Origin of the sequence: Paenarthrobacter sp. A20 (assembly GCF_024168825.1) — a bacterium.
Classification (GTDB): Bacteria; Actinomycetota; Actinomycetes; order Actinomycetales; family Micrococcaceae; genus Arthrobacter.
On the sequence record NZ_JALJWH010000001.1, the window covers coordinates 916,272 to 935,481 of the forward strand.

The following is a 19,210-nucleotide window of genomic DNA, read 5'->3' on the forward strand; positions in this document are numbered from 1 at the left end:
CACAGTCAAACCGGGAGCCTGCCGCGGAGCTATCCACAGCTGTGCCCAACCATCGTTCCCAGCCTGTGGATGAAGTGGCTCACAGCCCTGATTCCAGAACCACAACGGTGTAATTATCCACAGGCAACTTCCCAGCTATCTTCTAGCGATTCCATCCCCTAGAGTGGCTCAGTAGCCCAATGTCCACCCGCTGTGTATAACTCTGTGGATTATCGCCCAGAACAGCGCCGCCGGAGAGACTTCGGCTGCCAGCAACGCCGGCAAGCAAGTATTTAGGAACTGATTGATGACAGTAGACGAAGCCAACCACGCCAACACTGTCGGAAGTTCCTGGCGCAGGGTGCTGAGCCTCATGGAACAGGACGACCGGGTTTCACCCCGTCAGCGCGGTTTCGTCATCCTCGCCCAGGCACAGGGCCTTATCGGTTCCACCTTGCTGGTGGCCGTTCCCAATGAACTCACCCGCGAAGTCCTGCAGACGCAGGTCAAGGATGCCCTGGACGATGCCCTCCGCAGCGTCTTCTCGGATGACATCCGCTGCGCCATCGACGTAGACACCGATCTGGTGCCCGTCCATGCAGAGCCGGAACCCGTCGTCGAGCTGTCCGCAGTGTCCGACTTCGCCGAGCCGAAGCCGCAGCCTACTCCGCCCAGCACCTCGCATGAGTTTGGTCGCCTGAATCCGAAGTACATCTTCGATACCTTCGTCATCGGTTCCTCGAACCGCTTTGCGCACGCGGCCGCCGTCGCCGTCGCCGAAGCGCCTGCCAAGGCGTACAACCCGCTGTTCATCTACGGTGACTCGGGGCTCGGCAAGACCCACCTGCTGCACGCAATCGGACACTACGCCCGCCGGCTCTACAGCGGCATCCGGGTCCGGTACGTGAACTCCGAAGAGTTCACCAACGACTTCATCAACTCCATCCGTGATGATGAGGGCACCAGCTTCAAGACCACGTACCGCAACGTGGATGTGCTTTTGATTGATGACATCCAGTTCCTGGCGGGCAAGGACCGGACCCAGGAAGAGTTCTTCCACACGTTCAATGCCCTGCACAACGCCAATAAGCAGGTTGTCATCACCTCCGACCAGCCGCCCAAGATGCTCGCCGGCTTCGAGGACCGCATGACGTCCCGCTTCGAGTGGGGCCTGCTGACGGACATCCAGCCGCCCGAACTCGAAACCCGCATCGCCATCCTCCGCAAGAAGGGCCTGAGCGAAGGCCTTTCGGCGCCGGACGATGCCCTGGAATACATCGCGTCAAAGATCTCCAGCAACATCCGCGAACTCGAAGGCGCCCTCATCCGCGTCACCGCATTCGCAAGCCTCAACCGCCAGCCGGTGGACGTTGCCCTGGCTGAAATGGTTCTCAAGGACCTCATCACCGACGACGGTGCCCAGGAAATCACGGCGAAGCAGATCCTTGACCAGACGGCTGACTACTTCAAGCTCAGCATGGAAGAGCTCTGCAGCAAGTCCCGAACCCGCACGTTGGTGACAGCGCGACAGATCGCTATGTACCTGTGCCGCGAACTGACGGATATGTCCTTGCCGAAGATCGGGCAGGAGCTCGGCGGGCGCGATCACACCACCGTCATCCACGCTGACCGCAAGATCCGCGAGCTGATGGCAGAGCGTCGTGTGATTTACAACCAGGTCACCGAGCTGACCAACCGGATCAAACAGCAGCAGCGGGACTCCTGAATTCCACATCGCTCCCGGCACTACATACCTTATTAACAGGCGCATGTGGATAAGCCTGTGGATACTTAAGGGGACAAGCGCGGTTAATGGGCTTAAAACCCTTAAGCCGTCTGTGGATCGTTAAAAACGGGCCTGGGAGTTGTCCCCATCCACACCCTGTTTAAAACCCAGTTAACACACAATCCGTGAACAGGGCTTAACCGCGGAACGACGCGGTGGGATCGGGTTATCCACAGTTTCCACAGCAGTTATTAACACTACGAATCCCAAAAAATTGAAATCCCTCAAATAACAATCTCGTTCTGCCACCCACCCGACCATCCCGAGGACAGACCAACGGCCTGGCCAATGCCACCCTCCGGCTGTCCACAGAGGAGGGCTCCGCCCGGTCGGGGATGGGTTAATCGCGGATCTTCCGGCTAAGCTGTCAGCAGCGCTCCCATCCCTGGGTCTGTTTGTAGTTCGCTCAGCGCGGACCATGCAGGTTCCGGTGCCGGACTGCGAAGATTTAGCGGCTTCCAAGCAGGAATCCGCAGCTACTACATGGCAGCAGCAATGAAAGGCGGCACCCCTCCGTGAAGTTCAGAGTCGACCGCGACGTCCTGGCAGAAGCCGTTACGTGGACCGCGCGGTCGTTGTCTCCGCGGCCGCCCGTACCTGTGCTTTCCGGCCTCCTCCTCAAAGCCGAGGCAGGAACCGTCAGCCTCTCAAGCTTCGATTACGAGACTTCCGCACGCCTGGAAATTCCGGCGGATATCGCCGTTGAGGGCACAATCCTCGTTTCCGGACGCCTGTTGGCAGATATCTGCCGCAGCCTTCCCTCCGCTCCCGTCGAAGTCGAGACTGATGGCAGCAAAGTCACTCTCACGTGCCGTCGAAGCAGCTTCCACCTGGCCACCATGCCCGAGGCCGAATACCCGGCACTGCCGGCATTGCCTGCCATCAGTGGCACGCTGCCCGGGGATGCTTTCGCGCAGGCCGTGTCCCAGGTGATCATCGCAGCGAGCAAGGACGACACCTTGCCGATCCTCACCGGTGTGCGCATGGAGATCGAGGACGACCTCATTACGCTCCTGGCAACGGACCGTTACCGTCTGGCCATGCGTGAAGTCCCTTGGAAGCCTGTCACTCCCGGCATTTCGACAAGTGCCCTGGTCAAGTCCAAGACGTTGAACGAAGTAGCCAAGACCCTTGGTGGCAGCGGCGACATCAACCTTGCCCTCGCAGACGACGACAGCAGGCTCATCGGCTTCGAGAGTGGCGGACGCACCACCACCTCGCTCCTGGTGGACGGCGACTACCCCAAGATCCGCTCCCTGTTCCCGGACTCCACCCCGATCCATGCAACTGTTCAGACCCAGGAATTGGTCGAAGCAGTTCGTCGTGTTTCGCTTGTTGCCGAGCGGAACACCCCGGTCCGTCTCGCCTTCACGCAAGGACTTTTGAACCTCGACGCCGGTACCGGTGAAGACGCGCAGGCTTCCGAAGAACTTGAAGCACAGCTTTCCGGTGAAGACATCACCGTGGCCTTCAACCCGCATTACCTCGTTGAGGGCTTGAGCGTCATCGAAACCAAATTCGTTCGATTCTCCTTCACCACTGCCCCCAAGCCCGCCATGATCACGGCCCAGGCTGAAGCGGACGGCGAAGACCAGGACGACTACCGCTACCTCGTGATGCCGGTCCGCCTCCCCAACTAGCCGAAACGTACCCGCCACCTTCGCAGAAAAGAGTTCACACTGTGCACATCGGTCTGATCGGCCTCGGAAAAATGGGTTTCAACATGCGCCAGCGCATGCGGAACGGCGGCATCGAAGTCACTGGTTTCGACCGCAATCCGGACGTCACTGATGTTGCTTCCGTAGATGAACTCATCGCGGCCCTTCCCACTCCCCGACTGGTCTGGGTCATGGTGCCGTCAGGCGCGATCACCGACGCCGTAGTGACCGAACTGGGTGAGAAACTGAGCCCTGGCGACTTGGTGATCGATGGCGGGAACTCGCGTTTCACCGAAGACCAGAAGCACGCTGCAGCACTTGCCGAAAAGAACATCCGATTCGCGGATTGTGGTGTTTCCGGCGGTGTTTGGGGCCTCGAAAATGGTTACGGCCTGATGGCCGGCGGCGCCGATGAAGACATCGAACTGGCTCTGCCGGTGTTCGATGCCCTCCGGCCTGAAGGCGAACGCGCCGACAGCTTCGTCCACGTTGGCGGTGTCGGTGCAGGCCACTACGCGAAGATGGTCCACAACGGCATCGAATACGGCCTTATGCAGGCGTACGCAGAGGGTTACGAACTGCTGGCGGCAAAGGACATCGTGAAGGACCTTCCGGGAACTTTCCGGGCCTGGCAAAAAGGTACCGTTGTGCGCTCATGGCTCTTGGACCTCATGGTCAAGGCACTCGATGAGGATCCGGGCCTGGCCTCGATCGACGACTACGTCGAGGATTCCGGCGAGGGTCGCTGGACCGTGGAGGAAGCGATCGCCAACGCAGTGCCGGCTCCGGCCATCACCGCCGCGCTCTTCGCTCGGTTTGCTTCCCGTGAGGACAACTCGCCGGCCATGAAGATGGTCTCTGCCTTGCGCCACCAGTTCGGCGGACACGCCACCCGTCCGGCCAACTAGGCCGCAGGAGTCCTGCAAACGGCGTGTACCTCGAACATCTTTCGCTGACGGATTTCCGCAGCTACGCACAGGTTGACCTGAAGCTCGGCCCCGGCGTGACGGTCCTGGTCGGTTCCAACGGGATTGGCAAGACCAACCTGATGGAAGCCATCGGGTACCTTGCCACGCTGAGTTCACATCGGGTGAGCACAGATGCGCCCCTGCTCCGGTTCGGCGCCGAGCGCGCGATGATCCGCGCCAGGCTTGTCCGTGGAGAGCAATCAACGGTCATTGAGCTTGAAATCAATGCCGGCCGGGCTAACCGGGGCCGTATCAACCGCAGCAATCCGGTCCGGGCAAGGGACATCCTGGGCATCTGCCAAACTGTTTTGTTCGCACCCGAAGATCTGGCGTTGGTCAAGGGAGACCCTTCGAACCGCAGGCGCTTCCTGGATGAACTGTTGGTCAGCCTTGTTCCGCGGCATGCTGCAACCCGCAGCGACTATGATCGCGTCCTGAAGCAACGTAATGCCCTGCTGAAATCGGCGCGGGCCGGGAAATTCACGGCCGGCCATGAGGCAACCCTGGACGTTTGGGACCAGCACATGGCCCGCGCCGGCGCGGAACTACTCCACGCCCGGCTCGAACTCGTGGAAAGATTGCGTCCCCATCTGAACAGCGCCTACGCACAGCTCACCGACGGATCCAAAGAGGCGGGTGCGGTCTACCGCTCAACCATCCAGGGCGTCCTGGACGACGACGGCGGCCCGGCGGACCACGGAACGGAACCTTCGCCGTCGGTTGACGACCTTCGGCTCCTGTCCGTGGATGAACTCACTGAACGCTACATCCAGGCCTTCGCAGCATCACGGAAGAAGGAACTGGAACGGGGCATCTCCCTGGTGGGCCCGCATCGTGACGAACTGGAGCTCACTTTGGGCCAAGCTCCTGCCAAGGGCTATGCATCCCACGGTGAAACATGGTCCATGTGCTTGTCCCTCCGGCTCGCTTCCTACTACGTGATGTTGGACGATGCCCGCACCGGAGGCACCGCTCCGATCCTCATCCTCGATGACGTTTTCGCCGAACTGGATGTCCAGCGCCGGCGTAAACTGGCTGCAATAGTGGCTGGCGCCGAGCAGGTGTTGGTGACTGCCGCCGTCGATGCCGATATCCCTGAGGAGCTGGCCGGACGGCGCGTAACCGTTGTTCCGGGAGGCATCGATGGCGAAGGATAGCCGCGACGGACTTCAGCCCGGACGCGATCCGGACGAGATCGATGCTGCCCAAGCGGCGCTGAACCGGATGCGGGAGGCTGCTGCCGCCCGCGGTGAAGTGAGGCAACGGGCCCCCAGACCTGGGTCTGCCCCGAAGCGTAAGGGCATCCGGGATACCAGGGGATTCGCGCAATTCCACGGCAGCGGACGGGACCCCTTGGGCCTCGGAAATGTCGTTGGCCGATTGGTGGCCGAACGCGGGTGGACATCGCCTGTGGCCGTGGGCTCGGTGATGGCGGAATGGGAAACCTTGGTTGGAGGGGACATCTCGGCACATTGCACGCCGGAGAGCTTCACGGACACCACTCTCCATGTCCGTTGCGATTCAACGGCTTGGGCCACCCAACTGCGTTTGCTGAGCACGAGCCTCCTGGAGATGTTCCGCAATGAGCTTGGAGAAGGCGTGGTCACCAGTATCCAGGTGCTGGGCCCGTCGGCTCCAAGTTGGCGAAAAGGCGGGCGCAGCGTCAACGGTCGGGGCCCGAGGGATACTTACGGCTAAACGGCGTGCAGGGCGAATCAACGCCCCTGAGTCGTATAGGCCCCCATCGGGACCACCGTAGGGCGATTGCAGATAGGACCAGTGGCCTCCTACGGCCATATTCAGCTCTCGGCTGCCCCCGTATTTGCAAGGATTCGAGCGTATCCACGATAGAATTGGCGTAGATCACTGAGCGCCGGTGAAACGTCGTTGGGGTACTGGATCCACTCGCGTGGCATAGGGACCCCCTTCGTCGGATTAATCGGCGCAATCAGTCACGTGCCCGTTGGCGGCCGCGGTTCGCCGTGGGCAACACCGGGAACGGCCGACATCGAGTACAGAGGAGTCGAAAGCGCCTGTGGCTAACGACAATGCAGAGACCTTGGCAGTAGAGCCCGAAGAGGAGACTGTTCCCAAGCCTGACACGCCCACTGAGGCGCCCAGGGAGTACGGTGCCAGCGACATCACCGTGCTGGAGGGCCTCGAAGCCGTGCGCAAACGCCCCGGCATGTACATCGGTTCCACCGGTCCTCGTGGCTTGCACCACCTGGTCTATGAAGTGGTGGACAACTCTGTTGATGAGGCACTGGCTGGTTACTGCAGCCACATCGAAATCACTCTCCGTGCCGATGGCGGCGTCCGCGTTGTTGATGATGGCCGCGGTATTCCCGTAGACATTCACCCGACCGAAGGCAAGCCAACGGTTGAAGTGGTCATGACCATCCTTCACGCCGGCGGTAAGTTCGGCGGCGGCGGCTACGCGGTTTCCGGCGGCCTCCACGGTGTGGGTATCTCCGTGGTCAACGCCTTGTCCCGCCGCGTGGACACGGAAGTCCGCCGGCAAGGCCACGTTTGGCGTATGACCTTCGCCGACGGCGGCAAGCCCCAGGGCGAACTCGTCAAGGGTGAAGCCACTGACGTCACCGGTACGTCCCAGACGTTCTACCCGGACGGGACTATCTTCGAGTCCACTGAGTTCGATTTCGAGACGCTTCGTGCGCGCTTCCAGCAGATGGCCTTCCTCAACAAGGGCCTGCGGATCACCCTGACGGACGAGCGCCCGGTGAACCGCGACGGTGATGATGACCTCGACCTCGACGCCGTTGCCACCGAAGGCGAAGTCGCCGCCGAGCACCGCACAGTGGTGTACCAATACCCGGACGGCCTGCTGGACTACGTCAAGCACCTGAACTCGAACAAGAAGGTCGAAATCGTCCACGAGGACGTCATCGCCTTCGAAACCGAAGACACGGAGCGGCACATCGCCGTCGAGGTCGCCATGCAGTGGACCACCGCGTACTCCGAAAGCGTCCACACATACGCAAACACGATCAACACCCATGAGGGCGGAACGCACGAAGAAGGCTTCCGCGCCGCGATGACCTCGCTGATCAACCGCTATGCGCGCGAGAAGAGCATCATCAAGGAAAAGGAAGACAACCTCACCGGTGATGACATTCGTGAAGGCCTGACGGCCGTTATTTCCGTCAAGCTTTCCGAGCCTCAGTTCGAAGGCCAGACCAAAACCAAGCTGGGCAACTCCGAGGTGAAGGGCTTCGTCCAGCGCGTTGTCACGGATCAGCTGGGCGACTGGCTGGAACGCAACCCCGGCCCCGCACGTGATGTGATCCGCAAGGCCATTTCCGCTGCCCAGGCACGCATGGCGGCCCGCAAGGCCCGCGATAACGCCCGCCGGAAGAGCCCCCTGGAATCCTTCGGTATGCCCGGCAAGCTCTCCGACTGCTCCTCGAAGGATCCTTCGCGTTGCGAGGTTTACCTGGTGGAGGGTGACTCCGCAGGTGGTTCGGCCAAGCGTGGACGCAACCCGGAGACCCAGGCCATCCTGCCACTGCGCGGCAAGATCCTGAATGTTGAGCGGGCCCGCCTGGACAAGGCCCTCGGCAACGCCGAAGTCCAGTCGATGATTACCGCCTTCGGTACAGGCATCGGCGAAGACTTCGACATTTCCAAGCTGCGGTACCACAAGATCGTCCTCATGGCCGATGCTGACGTTGACGGCCAGCACATCACCACGTTGTTGATGACTCTGCTGTTCCGCTACATGCGTCCGCTCATCGAGAACGGCTACGTCTACCTGGCCCAACCCCCGCTGTACAGGATCAAGTGGTCCAACGCGGCCCACGATTACGTCTACAGCGACCGCGAACGAGATGAAACCATCCGCAAGGGTGCTTCCATGAACAAGCGACTCCCCAAGGACAACGGCATCCAGCGCTACAAGGGCCTGGGCGAGATGGACTACACGGAACTGTGGGATACCACCATGGACCCCGATCGCCGCACCCTGTTGCAGGTCACCATGGATGATGCACTGGCCGCTGACCAGACCTTCTCTGTCTTGATGGGCGAGGACGTTGAATCGCGCCGTAACTTCATCCAGCAGAACGCCAAGGACGTCAGGTTCCTCGATATCTAGGGCTCCACAAGGGCATCTGAATATTCCAGAACTGACATATACCTGAAACGGAAACCTTAGATTATGAGTGACGAAACTCCCGAAGTCCCGGCGGAATCGAATGACGCAGAGGATGTTGTTCTTGAGGGTGATGTGCTGACCGACCGCGTGGAGCAGGTGGACCTGCAGACGGAAATGCAGAGGTCCTACCTGGACTACGCCATGGCCGTTATTGTGGGCCGCGCCCTCCCTGACGTCCGTGACGGACTGAAGCCGGTGCACCGCCGCGTTTTGTACGCAATGTTCGACGGCGGCTACCGCCCCGACCGCTCTTTCAACAAGTGCGCCCGCGTGGTGGGCGATGTCATGGGTACCTATCACCCGCACGGTGACATGGCGATCTACGATGCTTTGGTCCGCCTGATCCAGGACTGGACCATGCGGTACCCGCTGGCACTTGGCCAGGGCAACTTCGGTTCGCCCGGTAACGACGGCGCTGCCGCACCGCGTTACACCGAAACCAAGATGGCCCAACTTGCCATGGAAATGGTCCGCGATATCGACGAGGAAACCGTCGACTTCCAGGACAACTATGACGGCAAGAACCAGGAACCGACCATCCTGCCGGCGCGTTTCCCCAACCTGCTGGTCAACGGTTCCTCAGGCATCGCCGTCGGCATGGCCACCAACATTCCGCCGCACAACCTTCGCGAGGTCGCAGAGGGTGTGCAGTGGGCGCTTGAGAACCCCACCGCCACCCGCGAGGAGCTCCTCGAAGCACTGTTGCTGCGCATCAAGGGACCCGACTTCCCAACTGGTGCCACCATCCTTGGCCACAAGGGCATCGAAGACGCGTACCGTACCGGCCGTGGCTCCATCACCATGCGCGCCGTGGTCAATGTCGAGGAACTCCAGGGCCGCACCTGCTTGGTGGTCACCGAACTTCCTTACCAGGCCAATCCGGACAACCTTGCCATCAAGATTGCTGAACTGGTCAAGGACGGCAAGATCCAGGGCATCGCAGACCTCCGCGATGAAACCTCCGGCCGTACAGGCCAACGCCTGGTGATCGTGCTCAAGCGCGACGCCGTGGCGAAGGTGGTCTTGAACAACCTCTACAAGCACACGCAGCTGCAGGACAACTTCTCGGCGAACATGCTGGCAATTGTCGACGGCGTCCCGCGCACCTTGAGCCTGGATGCTTTCATCCGCCACTGGGTTGCGCACCAGATGGACGTCATTGCACGCCGCACCCGCTACCGCCTGCGCAAGGCCGAGGAAGAAGCGCACATTCTGCGTGCACTCCTCAAGGCCCTGGACATGCTGGACGAGGTCATTGCCCTCATCCGCGCTTCCAACACCACAGAAGCTGCCCGCGAAGGCCTCATGGGGTTGCTGGAGATCGATGAACTCCAGGCCCGCGCCATCCTGGACATGCAGTTGCGCCGACTGGCCGCCCTGGAACGCCAGAAGATCCAGGATCGTCACTCCGAGCTCGAAGCGATGATCGAGGAGTACAACGCGATCCTGGCTTCCGAGGAACGCCAGCGCCAGATCATCAGCGAGGAACTCGCGGAGATCGTCGCCAAGCACGGAGATGACCGCCGGACGCACATCCTGATGGGCTTCGACGGCGACATGTCCATGGAAGACCTGATTCCCGAAGAGGAAATGGTCGTCACCATTACGCGCGGTGGGTACGTCAAGCGCACCCGCAGCGACAACTACCGTTCCCAGCAGCGTGGCGGCAAGGGTATCAAGGGTGCGCAGTTGCGAGGCGACGATGTCGTTGAGCACTTCTTCGTCACCACTACCCACCACTGGCTGCTGTTCTTCACCAACTTGGGTCGCGTCTACCGTGCCAAGGCTTACGAGCTCGCTGAAGCCGGCCGTGATGCCAAGGGCCAGCACGTCGCCAACCTGTTGGCCTTCCAGCCGGATGAGCACATCGCCCAGGTTCTTGACCTAAGGGACTACCAGCAGGCTCCGTACTTGGTGCTCGCCACCAAGAACGGACTGGTCAAGAAGACGAGGTTGGAGGACTATGACACCAACCGCACCGCCGGTGTCATCGCGATCAACCTGCGCGACGAGGACGAGTTGGTCTCCGCCCAGCTGGTCAGCGAGACCGATGACCTGCTTCTGGTTTCACGCAAGGGCCAGTCGATCCGATTCACAGCCACCGATGACGCACTGCGCCCCATGGGCCGGGCTACCTCGGGTGTAACCGGTATGAAGTTCCGTGAAGACGACGAACTGCTTGCCGCAGACGTCGTCCAGGACGGTTCCTTCGTCTTCATCGTTACTGAGGGTGGCTACGCCAAGCGGACCGCAGTGGACGAATACCGCCTGCAGGGCCGTGGCGGCCTGGGCATCAAGGTAGCCAAGCTTGCTGAAGACCGCGGTGACCTTGTGGGCGCCTTGATCGTGCAGGAAGAGGACGAAGTCCTGGTAGTCATGGAAGGCGGCAAGGTGGTCCGCTCGGCAGTGACCGGCGTCCCTGCCAAGGGCCGTGACACCATGGGCGTCATCTTCGCCAAGCCGGACAAGAATGACCGCATTATTGAGGTTGCACGCAACAGCGAACGCGGCTTGGAAGGCGAAGAGTCCGAAGACGGACTCGACGATGACGTAACGTTGGCTGCAAACGACGGCGCCTCCGAGGCGACCGTGACGGCCGAAACGGAAAACGACGCAGACCCGGATATCGAAACGGGCGCGGAGCTGAACGAAGACAACACCGGAGGTAACGAGTGAGTAATTCCGACTCATATCCCAAGCCGAGCACAGGTGTCCCCGGCGGACTCCGGCAGCCCTCGGGCAGCGCACAGGCAGGAACCCCTGCACGGCCCCAGCAGCGTCCCGGAACCGGGTCCACCGGTTCCGGTGCCACAGGAGCACGACCCGCTAACGGGACCAACTCCGCTCAGCGGCCCGCCGGCGCTCCGGGACAGCGACCCGCGCAGGCAGGTCAGCGTCCTGCCGGCGCCCCCGGGCAACGACCGGCTCAGCCCGGCCAGCGCCCCGCGGGTTCCGGGGCCCAGCGCCCCGCCCAGGGCGGTCCCGGCCTGGTGAAGCCTGCTCCCAAGGCCAAGGTTCGTCGCGCACGCCTCTTGGTCAGCAAGGTGGACCCGTGGTCAGTCCTGAAGATGGCATTCCTGCTGTCTGTTGCGCTGGGCATCGTCACCGTAGTTGCTGCCATCGTGCTCTGGACGGTGCTGGATCTCACGGGCATCTTCAACCAGGTGGATAGCCTTCTGGGCACCCTGGCGGGATCGGAGGGCAGTGGATTTGAGCTGAAGAAGATTGCCTCGCTGGGCCAAGTTGCATCCTTCGCCACCATTATTGCCGTGGTGAACGTGGTCTTGCTGACCGCACTATCCATGCTCTCAGCGGTTCTGTATAACATTTCCGCAACGTTGGTTGGCGGCGTCGGCGTCACGCTGACCGACGACTAGCAAAAACCCGCGGAATGACGCCGAAATCGGCGGAAAACCTCCGCGGAAAAGCCTCGATTTGAGATCGGGCCGGGATGTGCTGTACAGTCATATCTCGGCCCGATGAGGCATCGGGGCGTATAGCTCAGGCGGTTAGAGCGCTTCGCTGATAACGAAGAGGTCCCAGGTTCAAGTCCTGGTACGCCCACGGAACCGAAAGAGGTTCAGGTAAAACTGAACCGGAATGAGGTACTTGTGAAGAAGTTGCTGGTAGTAGTGGCAGCGGCAATCGCAGGTGTCCTGGTCTATAAAAAGGCCCAGGAATCCGAAGCCCGGAAGGATGTCTGGAGCAAGTCAACCGACAAGGTCGACTAGCCGAAGAGCCCGATTCGAACTGGTAATTGCCAGCTCGGACATGGGGTATGATTGACGGGTTGCTTCTTATGGGGGCATGGCGCAATTGGTAGCGCACCTGCTTTGCAAGCAGGGGGTTCGGGGTTCGAGTCCCCGTGCCTCCACCATAAGAAAAGTCCCGGTCAGAAATGACCGGGACTTTTGCCTTTAATGCCCGATGCCCGGGGATAACATTCGGCCTCCCTCAGCATCATTCTGACGGCGCTGGTCGCCTCGCGCACACAACGGTTCCTAGCTGGGCGGTACAGTCTGCAGTGCCCGCTCGAGGAATACGGTCAGTTCGCCATTGCCCAGGACGGGCGTCACCACGCCAAGTTCCAACGTTGGCTGCGTCTTTGCCCCGGCTGTCTTCAGGGCGCCCTGCACGTTGATGCGGGCTGCGGCGGCGGCCTGTGCATCGCCACGCTTGGCGGCCTCCAGCATGTTCAGGGCAGCCTCCACGCCACGTCCGTACTCTGCCGCCGCTGCAACCCACGTGGAGCCGTCCTGGGCGAAACCGGGCATCGCCATGCGTGGCAGGAGCTCGGGAAGCCGTTGAAGCAGCCCAGCGCGACTCCGCAATGCCTCCGATGGTGACTTGCCGGCGTCGTAATCCGTCCAGAACTGGTCAATATCGCGTTGCAGCTCCGGGGCGGATGGTGTGAGGTCGTCGTCCTGCCAGTCTTGGTTCAGGTCCACGAAAGCCCGCACCGCGGCTTGGACTTCCGGGTCGGGTCCGGAGAGCAGGGACAAGGCCGCGTTCATGGATTTGGCGGGGTCGTATGCCGGGCCGTTCCAGGAGAGGTCTGCGTAGTTGAAGATGGCCGGCAAGGACAGATAGGGCTGAATCATGGGGTTGGTGACGATGCCCTGGATGGACTGATGGAGGTTGGCGTCCCTCCCGATCACGGGGGCCAGGAAGAGATGATCCTGGGAAAAGTCGTTGACAGGATAGTTGTCCCAAATGACGATGGGCCGGGAGTCGCCGGGGCTCCCGTAGGTCCCGGCGGCCGTTTCCGCTGATTTCAGGGTGATCCGGTGTGAGACCACATCCTCACCCGTCCACTGCACCACGATCCCGGGATTCAACGCCTGGCCAAGTTCCCGCTTATAGGGAGTGCTCGCGGAGCCGTTGTAGAAGGTGGGAACCGTTTCCAGTGGGAGGACGCCGTCCTTGGCAGAGATGAACTTGGCATTCACGTCGTTGAGGAAGGATGCCTGTGCCTTTGCCAGGTTGGCCTGACCCGAACCAAACTCCCGGAGATCGTCGGCACATTGGACTTTCGTGGCGATGTCATCGAGGGGAATCACGAAGGAACGGACACCCAGCGAGTACAGGGATTCAAGCTTGGCCACCGCGTCATCGAGGTCAGCCTCGCGCGAATAGCAAATGTCGATGCCCGGTGAGAGGGCGTAGCTGAAACGGATATGGTTGGCCGCTGCTGTGTCGATGAGCTCCCGCAGCTCCTCAAGCTCCTGATTCGTGTAAAGGTCCCGCCATCGTTCCCTCAACAAGGGATCGTCCTTCGGCGAATAGATGTAAGTGTTCATCTTCTGCCTGCCCGCGAATTCGATGACATCCAGGCGGGCCTGATGGGACCAGGGGGTGCCGTAGAAGCCCTCGATGACACCGCGGGTTTCCATCAGCGGCCAGTCACCCACCAGGACCGGAACCACTGAACCGTCCCTGAGCACCTGCCGTAGGGTCTGGACGGCGTGGAAGACGCCGTCGTTGTCCCGTCCTGCCAGCACGGCCGTCGGAATCCCGCCGGGCTGTCCTGTGGCAACCACATAGCCTTCTGCGTGCCCAAGAGCGTCCCGGAGAGTGGCATCGCTGTCCAGCTGCAAATCGCTGAGAACCGGAGCTACGGCTGAGTCCACGCCCAAATGGATGGCAGATGACCCTTCGCGTGGGTTCGCAAGCGCTGTCACCACCTCCGACGTGCCCCCGGCGCCTGCCACAAGGTCCTGCACTGCGGCGGTGGAGGCTTGATCCGTTCCAGCGGGGGCAACCACGTACACGTGGCCGTTCAAGGGAACAGGGCTGCCCGTTCCGGCCTTGGCGTGCTGCGGCACGGGGAAGATACTTGGAACGCCCGCCCTGTTTCCTTCGGGCTCGTCAGGGCGGTCACGTGAAACAGCGAACCACCCGGCAACAACGAGCGCGGCCGTCAGCACCCCGGCCGCGGCCAGCAGCAGAACAGATCGCCGGCGCTTGGTGCCGGTGCCGACGGGTGCCGTGTTCAATCAGATAACCCCTTGGGTACGCCGTGACCGGCTCACTGGAATGCTGAGTCAAGACAACCACACTGTTGGAGCATCAGATAGGGCTGGAGCGCTCCCCCGCCCCACTAGGGTTGATCCGTGACCCTTCTCATTGCTGCCCTCGGCGTACTGGGTGTTGCCTCTTCCGGACCACTCATCGCAGGAACCCTTGGAGCCACCTCCGTTACGGCCTTGGCCATCGCCTTTTGGCGGAATGCGATAGGTGCGGTGGTAATGGCTGCTCCCGTCGCTATCCGTGAGCCAAAAGCATTCGGCAGGATCACCCGGCGCGAGTTTGGCTGGTCCGCCCTGGCCGCTATTGCACTTGCGTTCCACTTCGCCTGCTTCATCACCGCGCTTCAGCTCACGTCCGTTGCGGCCGCTACGGCCTTGGTGTGCCTGCAATCGGCATGGATAGCGGTGTTCCAGATGTTCCGGGGTACACGGCACCGCTGGCCGGTGTTGTTGGGCCTTGGGATCGCTTTTGGCGGCGTGGTTGCCATCACCGGATTCGACATGGGTTCATCTCCTGAAGCCCTGCTGGGCGATCTGCTGGCGCTGGCCGGCGGCGCGCTGGCTGGCCTCTATACCCTTGCGGGAGGGAAAGCCCGTCAATCCATGGGAACCGGGACCTACACGACGCTTTGCTACGGCATGTGCGCGGCGATCGTGGCAGTGCTCGCCTTGTTCAGCGCGCAGCCACTGACAGGGTTCGACGCCGGAGGCTGGCTTGGCATTATCGCCATCACCGTTTGCGCCCAGCTGGTGGGGCACACGGCCTTCAACCATCTGCTTGCCACGATGAGCCCTTTGTTGGTGTCCATGATCATCCTGCTGGAAATCCCGGGTGCAGCAATCCTGGCAGCCATTTTCCTGAATGAGACCTTGCCGGCGGGCACCTATGCGGGATTGGCGCTGATTCTTGTTGGCCTGGCCGTGGTCGTTGCCGGGCAGCGGCGTGGCCGGACTGAAGCAGACCGGCGCGAACCCGAGCTTGGCGCTGACTGACGTTCCGGCGTCGTGCGTATGCCGTGGGGCGCAGGGCGCCTAAACACCACCGCGGCGGGCGCCTTGGGCGGTGTTGGCCGTATGGATGGCCCGTAGCAACTTTGCCGGGAAGTACACAGAGAAGAACACCACCATGGGCGCTTTCAATGCCATCTTCTTGACGTTGTGGGCCTTGTACGTCCGGTCGAAACGTTGGACGTAGTAGCGGTAATCGCGAGGTGAGTCCTCGAGGCGGCGGGCAGACATGCCGGACACCATCTGGGGCAGGTACTGCACTTTGAGGTCGTGTTCGAAGAGGTGCAGCGAGAGATCGATGTCCTCGTGCATCTCGTCCCTGGGGTCCAGGCACGCTTCGTCGCGGATGGTTTCCCATGCGGTGCGACGCAGGGCCATGTTGGAACCGAAAAGGAAGTGGTACTGGTGCTTGGCCAGCCGCAACATGAGTTGGCGCATCTTGTCGTCGGCCTTGAGCCCGAAGCGGCGCATGGGCATGTCGTAGTAGACCACTGGTCCTGTGGCGGCGGCGACCGAGGGATCCATGAATGCCTTTTGGACCTGCTCCACCCAGTCGGGTTCCAGAACGGAGTCGGCGTCGATCCGGCCAACAACGTCGCCCGTGGCGTTGTTCAGCCCGTGATTCCGGGTGGGAATCAGGCCCTGCGCGGCTTCCTGCCGCAGGAGGATGATGGGGCTTTCCGGATATTCCTGCTGCATCTGCCGCACAATTTTGGCCGTGCGGTCCGTGGACAGATTGTCCACCACGATGATCTCATCGGCAGGTACGGACTGGTAGATGGCCGCGATGAGGCACTGGCGAATGACGCTTTCCTCGTTATACGCCGGGATGACAATGGACACGCCCGGGAGCACCGGACCATCCTGAAGGGCACCCGCAGAGGGTCTATCGGCTGACATCACTCCAAATCTAACACCCGTGGCAGTGCGTCCGATGGAGGCTTTGGTTACAAGCCGGCAAACACTGAAGGGACCCCGGCCGAGGCCGGGATCCCTTCAATTGCCTGACTTGATGCCCTGGTGGGGCGGTTCGTCAGGTGTTAGTTCTGTGTACCTTTGGCAGCGGAGTCCGTGCCTTCGGTGTCCTTGTGCAGGCTGGCAGCGATGTTCTTGACGGCAGTCTTGGCGTCGGTGGCCACCTTGGCCGTGGAATCTTCAACGTTCTTGAAGGCGTCCTTGGTTGCCTGCTCAGCCTCAGCTGCTGCTTCTTCCGGAGTGATGTCCGAGGTGCCGGACGCTGTGGCTGCTGCCGTGGCTGACGCAGCAGCATCGGCCGGAGCCGGAGCCGGAGCTGCCGACGTTGCCGGTACCGGAGCGGGCGTCGGTGTGACCGGGGAAGGCGTCTTCCACGGATCCTCCACCGGCTTGGAAGCCTTCCATGCGGCAACACCGGCGGCAGCGGCTGCGGCGATAACAGTCACGATCAGCCAGCCGCGCTTCTTGGGCTTCGGTTCTTTGCCCAGCTTGGAGGAGACGGCCTTGGTCGCATCCTCCGCCACTGCCTTGATCTGCTTGCCGGTGGCCTGCGCCTGCTCTTGGACGCTGTGCACGACGCCGGAATCGACCAGCTTCTGCGCTACGGCGTCAACCTGGGCCGGCGCGTTCTCCAAGGCGTGGTGGACTGCTACCGATGCCTGGCCCAATTGCTCGGACAGCTTGGGCAGGTATTCGTCCACTACTTTGTCCCGGGCGTGGCCAAGCGCCGGAGTTGCCTTGTTGAGCGTCTCCTGGATCCTGGGTGTTGCGTCCTCCACTGCGTCATGGATCTTCGGCGCGAGGTGCGCCAGTCCATCCTGAATCCGCGGCGTAACCACTGCAACGCCGTCGGCGAGGTTGTGCGCAGCGGACTTCAGCCCCTCTTGGATCTTGGGGGAAGCGGTGTCAATGCCGTGCTGGATACGCGGAACAGCCCAGTTGACGGCTGCTTCCACACGGGGCGCAGCCCAGTCGCGGGCGTTATCCACGCCGGTCACAACGGATTGTTCGAGGTCGCGGGCAATACGGTCTGATTTCTTCACAACTACCTCCCGATACACATGCTCGTTTGTTGCTAGCCTACGTCGCTTGGGGAACACCGGCTATTCATCTGCCGGATTCGTCCCGGATTTCACCGAGCGCGGAACCGGCTTTACAACAGCACCGGCGTTGACCCTGCATGAAACAATGGGGCCATGACCATCGCAACCGCAAAAGCAACGATCCACACGACCCTCGGCGACATCAAGGTTGACCTCTTCGGCAACCACGCGCCCAAGACGGTCGCCAACTTCATTGGCTTGGCCACGGGCGAAAAGTCCTGGAACCACCCTGAAACGGGCGAAGACAAGACCGGGACGCCGCTGTATGACGGCACCATTTTCCACCGGATCATCAAGGACTTCATGATCCAGGGTGGCGATCCCCTGGGTCGCGGCGTTGGCGGACCGGGTTACCAGTTCGACGACGAAATCCACCCGGAACTGACCTTCAACGCTCCTTACAAGCTGGCCATGGCCAATGCGGGTATCCAGATGGGCAAGGGCACCAACGGGTCACAGTTCTTCATCACCACCGTGAACACCGACTGGCTGTTCGGCAAGCACAGCATCTTCGGTGAAGTCACTGACGAGGAATCCCGCAAGGTTGTGGACTCGATCGAGGCTGTCCGCACCGGCATGGGTGACCGCCCCGTTGAGGACGTCGTCATCAACAGCATCGACATCGAACAGCTCTAGTCACAACCTGAACCTGAGCTCATGAGTTACGGAATTCCGTCGGCAGAGCCGTCCGCTGATATTCCGGTGTGCCCAAGGCACCCGGACAGGCCTTCCTATGTGCGGTGCCAGCGCTGCGGGCGCCCTGCGTGCCCCGAGTGCCAGCGGGCGGCCGCCGTCGGGTTCCAATGCGTTGACTGCGTCAACGAACAAAAACGTACGACGCCGACATACCGGTCGCCGTACGGCGGCGCCTTGGCCGTGGGACGGCCGTTGGTGACGTACGTGATCATCGGCTTGTGCCTGCTGATCTTCGTCCTTCAGTGGATTGTGCCAGGGGACTTCGTCTTCCAGAACTTCGCCTTCGCGAATATCTTCGCCGATAGCCAACCGTGGCGCATGCTCACCGCAGCCTTCCTGCATTCGCAGGGATTCCTGCTTCATATTGTCTTGAACATGTACACGCTGTGGATCTTCGGACAAGCCCTGGAGCCGTTGCTCGGGCGGATCCGCTTCCTCGCTTTGTACCTGATCTCTGCCATCGGCGGATCGGTGGGCTACTTGGCCCTCACCCCCATGTTGCCGCCCGTAGCCGTCGTTGGCGCTTCCGGTGCCATCTTCGGTCTCTTCGGCGCCATGCTGGTGGTACAACGTCATCGCGGCGGAGAAACCAAGCAACTCTGGGTCCTGATCGCCATCAATGGCGCGATCGGATTCTTTGTCCCCAGCATTGCCTGGCAGGCCCACCTGGGAGGTCTGATCACCGGCGGCCTCGCGGCCGCCGTCATCGCCTATGCCCCGCGCGGCAAGAACCAGGCCTTGCTGCAGGCCGGGGGGCTCATCCTCGTGGCCGGCCTGTTGGCTATAGTTACCGTGTTCCGCGTCACCGCTGGATAGCGGGCTTCCCGTGCTCCA

The 19,210-nt window shown here is 61.6% G+C and carries 14 protein-coding genes, 2 tRNA genes and 1 pseudogene; 14 read left to right on the plus strand and 3 right to left on the minus strand.

From position 1 onward, the window contains the following. Window positions 1-286: 286 nt before the first annotated feature. The 11 genes and pseudogenes from dnaA (at window position 287) to J3D46_RS04450 (ending at window position 12,442) form a co-directional block, all read left to right on the plus strand. Complete coding sequence (gene dnaA, locus J3D46_RS04400) at window positions 287-1,705, plus strand: chromosomal replication initiator protein DnaA (protein WP_026541014.1); 1,419 nt, start codon at window positions 287-289, stop codon at window positions 1,703-1,705. 575 nt (window positions 1,706-2,280) lie between these two features. Further along, complete coding sequence (gene dnaN, locus J3D46_RS04405) at window positions 2,281-3,405, plus strand: DNA polymerase III subunit beta (protein WP_231338788.1); 1,125 nt, start codon at window positions 2,281-2,283, stop codon at window positions 3,403-3,405. 11 nt (window positions 3,406-3,416) lie between these two features. Further along, window positions 3,417-4,331 (plus strand): annotated as a pseudogene (gene gnd / locus J3D46_RS04410) (phosphogluconate dehydrogenase (NAD(+)-dependent, decarboxylating)); the annotation flags it as partial. A gap of 23 nt (window positions 4,332-4,354) precedes the next feature. After that, window positions 4,355-5,548: a DNA replication/repair protein RecF gene (recF, locus tag J3D46_RS04415; protein ID WP_231338786.1), complete on the plus strand. Its 1,194-nt coding sequence runs from the start codon at window positions 4,355-4,357 to the stop codon at window positions 5,546-5,548. Next, window positions 5,535-6,089: a DUF721 domain-containing protein gene (locus J3D46_RS04420; RefSeq protein ID WP_231338785.1), complete on the plus strand. Its 555-nt coding sequence runs from the start codon at window positions 5,535-5,537 to the stop codon at window positions 6,087-6,089. The genes recF and J3D46_RS04420 overlap by 14 nt, the downstream gene beginning before the upstream one ends. Before the next feature lie 337 nt (window positions 6,090-6,426). Continuing rightward, on the plus strand, window positions 6,427-8,505 hold the full coding sequence (gyrB, locus tag J3D46_RS04425) for a DNA topoisomerase (ATP-hydrolyzing) subunit B (RefSeq protein ID WP_308102693.1): 2,079 nt from the start codon (window positions 6,427-6,429) through the stop codon (window positions 8,503-8,505). A gap of 63 nt (window positions 8,506-8,568) precedes the next feature. Next, on the plus strand, window positions 8,569-11,241 hold the full coding sequence (gene gyrA / locus J3D46_RS04430; RefSeq protein WP_231338784.1) for a DNA gyrase subunit A: 2,673 nt from the start codon (window positions 8,569-8,571) through the stop codon (window positions 11,239-11,241). Next, window positions 11,238-11,942 carry a DUF3566 domain-containing protein gene (locus tag J3D46_RS04435; RefSeq protein WP_231338783.1) on the plus strand — a complete coding sequence of 235 codons (705 nt, stop codon included), beginning with the start codon at window positions 11,238-11,240 and terminating at the stop codon, window positions 11,940-11,942. The genes gyrA and J3D46_RS04435 overlap by 4 nt, the downstream gene beginning before the upstream one ends. A 113-nt stretch (window positions 11,943-12,055) precedes the next feature. Then, window positions 12,056-12,129, plus strand: a tRNA-Ile gene (locus J3D46_RS04440). Between the two features lie 47 nt (window positions 12,130-12,176). Next, window positions 12,177-12,296, plus strand: coding sequence for a DLW-39 family protein (locus tag J3D46_RS04445; RefSeq protein ID WP_235036161.1), 120 nt, complete (start codon window positions 12,177-12,179; stop codon window positions 12,294-12,296). 70 nt (window positions 12,297-12,366) lie between these two features. Next, window positions 12,367-12,442 (plus strand) — tRNA-Ala (locus J3D46_RS04450). A gap of 124 nt (window positions 12,443-12,566) precedes the next feature. Here the strand turns inward: J3D46_RS04450 and J3D46_RS04455 are convergent. Further along, a complete protein-coding gene (locus J3D46_RS04455) occupies window positions 12,567-14,561 on the minus strand; it encodes a beta-N-acetylglucosaminidase domain-containing protein (RefSeq protein ID WP_253465280.1) in 1,995 nt (664 codons plus the stop codon). 117 nt (window positions 14,562-14,678) lie between these two features. On the opposite strand from J3D46_RS04455, the gene J3D46_RS04460 reads away from it, so the two are divergent. Continuing rightward, window positions 14,679-15,587, plus strand: a complete 909-nt coding sequence (locus tag J3D46_RS04460) for a DMT family transporter (RefSeq protein ID WP_253465283.1) — start codon at window positions 14,679-14,681, stop codon at window positions 15,585-15,587. A gap of 39 nt (window positions 15,588-15,626) precedes the next feature. Here the strand turns inward: J3D46_RS04460 and J3D46_RS04465 are convergent, their stop codons facing one another. Together J3D46_RS04465 and J3D46_RS04470 are read right to left on the minus strand one after the other, a co-directional pair. Next, entirely contained in the window at window positions 15,627-16,502 is an 876-nt protein-coding gene (locus J3D46_RS04465) for a glycosyltransferase family 2 protein (protein WP_231338779.1), read from the minus strand. Between the two features lie 140 nt (window positions 16,503-16,642). Beyond that, a complete protein-coding gene (locus tag J3D46_RS04470) occupies window positions 16,643-17,620 on the minus strand; it encodes a hypothetical protein (protein ID WP_253465285.1) in 978 nt (325 codons plus the stop codon). 153 nt (window positions 17,621-17,773) lie between these two features. Here J3D46_RS04470 and J3D46_RS04475 point away from each other — a divergent pair, with 153 nt between their 5' ends. Together J3D46_RS04475 and J3D46_RS04480 are read left to right on the plus strand one after the other, a co-directional pair. Continuing rightward, window positions 17,774-18,316: a peptidylprolyl isomerase gene (locus J3D46_RS04475; protein WP_026541003.1), complete on the plus strand. Its 543-nt coding sequence runs from the start codon at window positions 17,774-17,776 to the stop codon at window positions 18,314-18,316. Window positions 18,317-18,337: 21 nt separating this feature from the next. Next, window positions 18,338-19,192 (plus strand): rhomboid family intramembrane serine protease, encoded by an 855-nt coding sequence (locus tag J3D46_RS04480; RefSeq protein ID WP_231338777.1) that lies wholly within the window; start codon window positions 18,338-18,340, stop codon window positions 19,190-19,192. The last annotated feature ends 18 nt before the right edge of the window (window positions 19,193-19,210 follow it).

Coding starts and splice junctions, on each gene's coding strand:
- J3D46_RS04465 (WP_231338779.1), bottom strand. CDS start 16,502: ATGTCAGCCGATAGACCCTCTGCGGGTGCCCTTCAGGATGGTCCGGTG.
- dnaA (WP_026541014.1), top strand. CDS start 287: ATGACAGTAGACGAAGCCAACCACGCCAACACTGTCGGAAGTTCCTGG.
- J3D46_RS04420 (WP_231338785.1), top strand. CDS start 5,535: ATGGCGAAGGATAGCCGCGACGGACTTCAGCCCGGACGCGATCCGGAC.
- J3D46_RS04475 (WP_026541003.1), top strand. CDS start 17,774: ATGACCATCGCAACCGCAAAAGCAACGATCCACACGACCCTCGGCGAC.
- J3D46_RS04480 (WP_231338777.1), top strand. CDS start 18,338: ATGAGTTACGGAATTCCGTCGGCAGAGCCGTCCGCTGATATTCCGGTG.
- gyrA (WP_231338784.1), top strand. CDS start 8,569: ATGAGTGACGAAACTCCCGAAGTCCCGGCGGAATCGAATGACGCAGAG.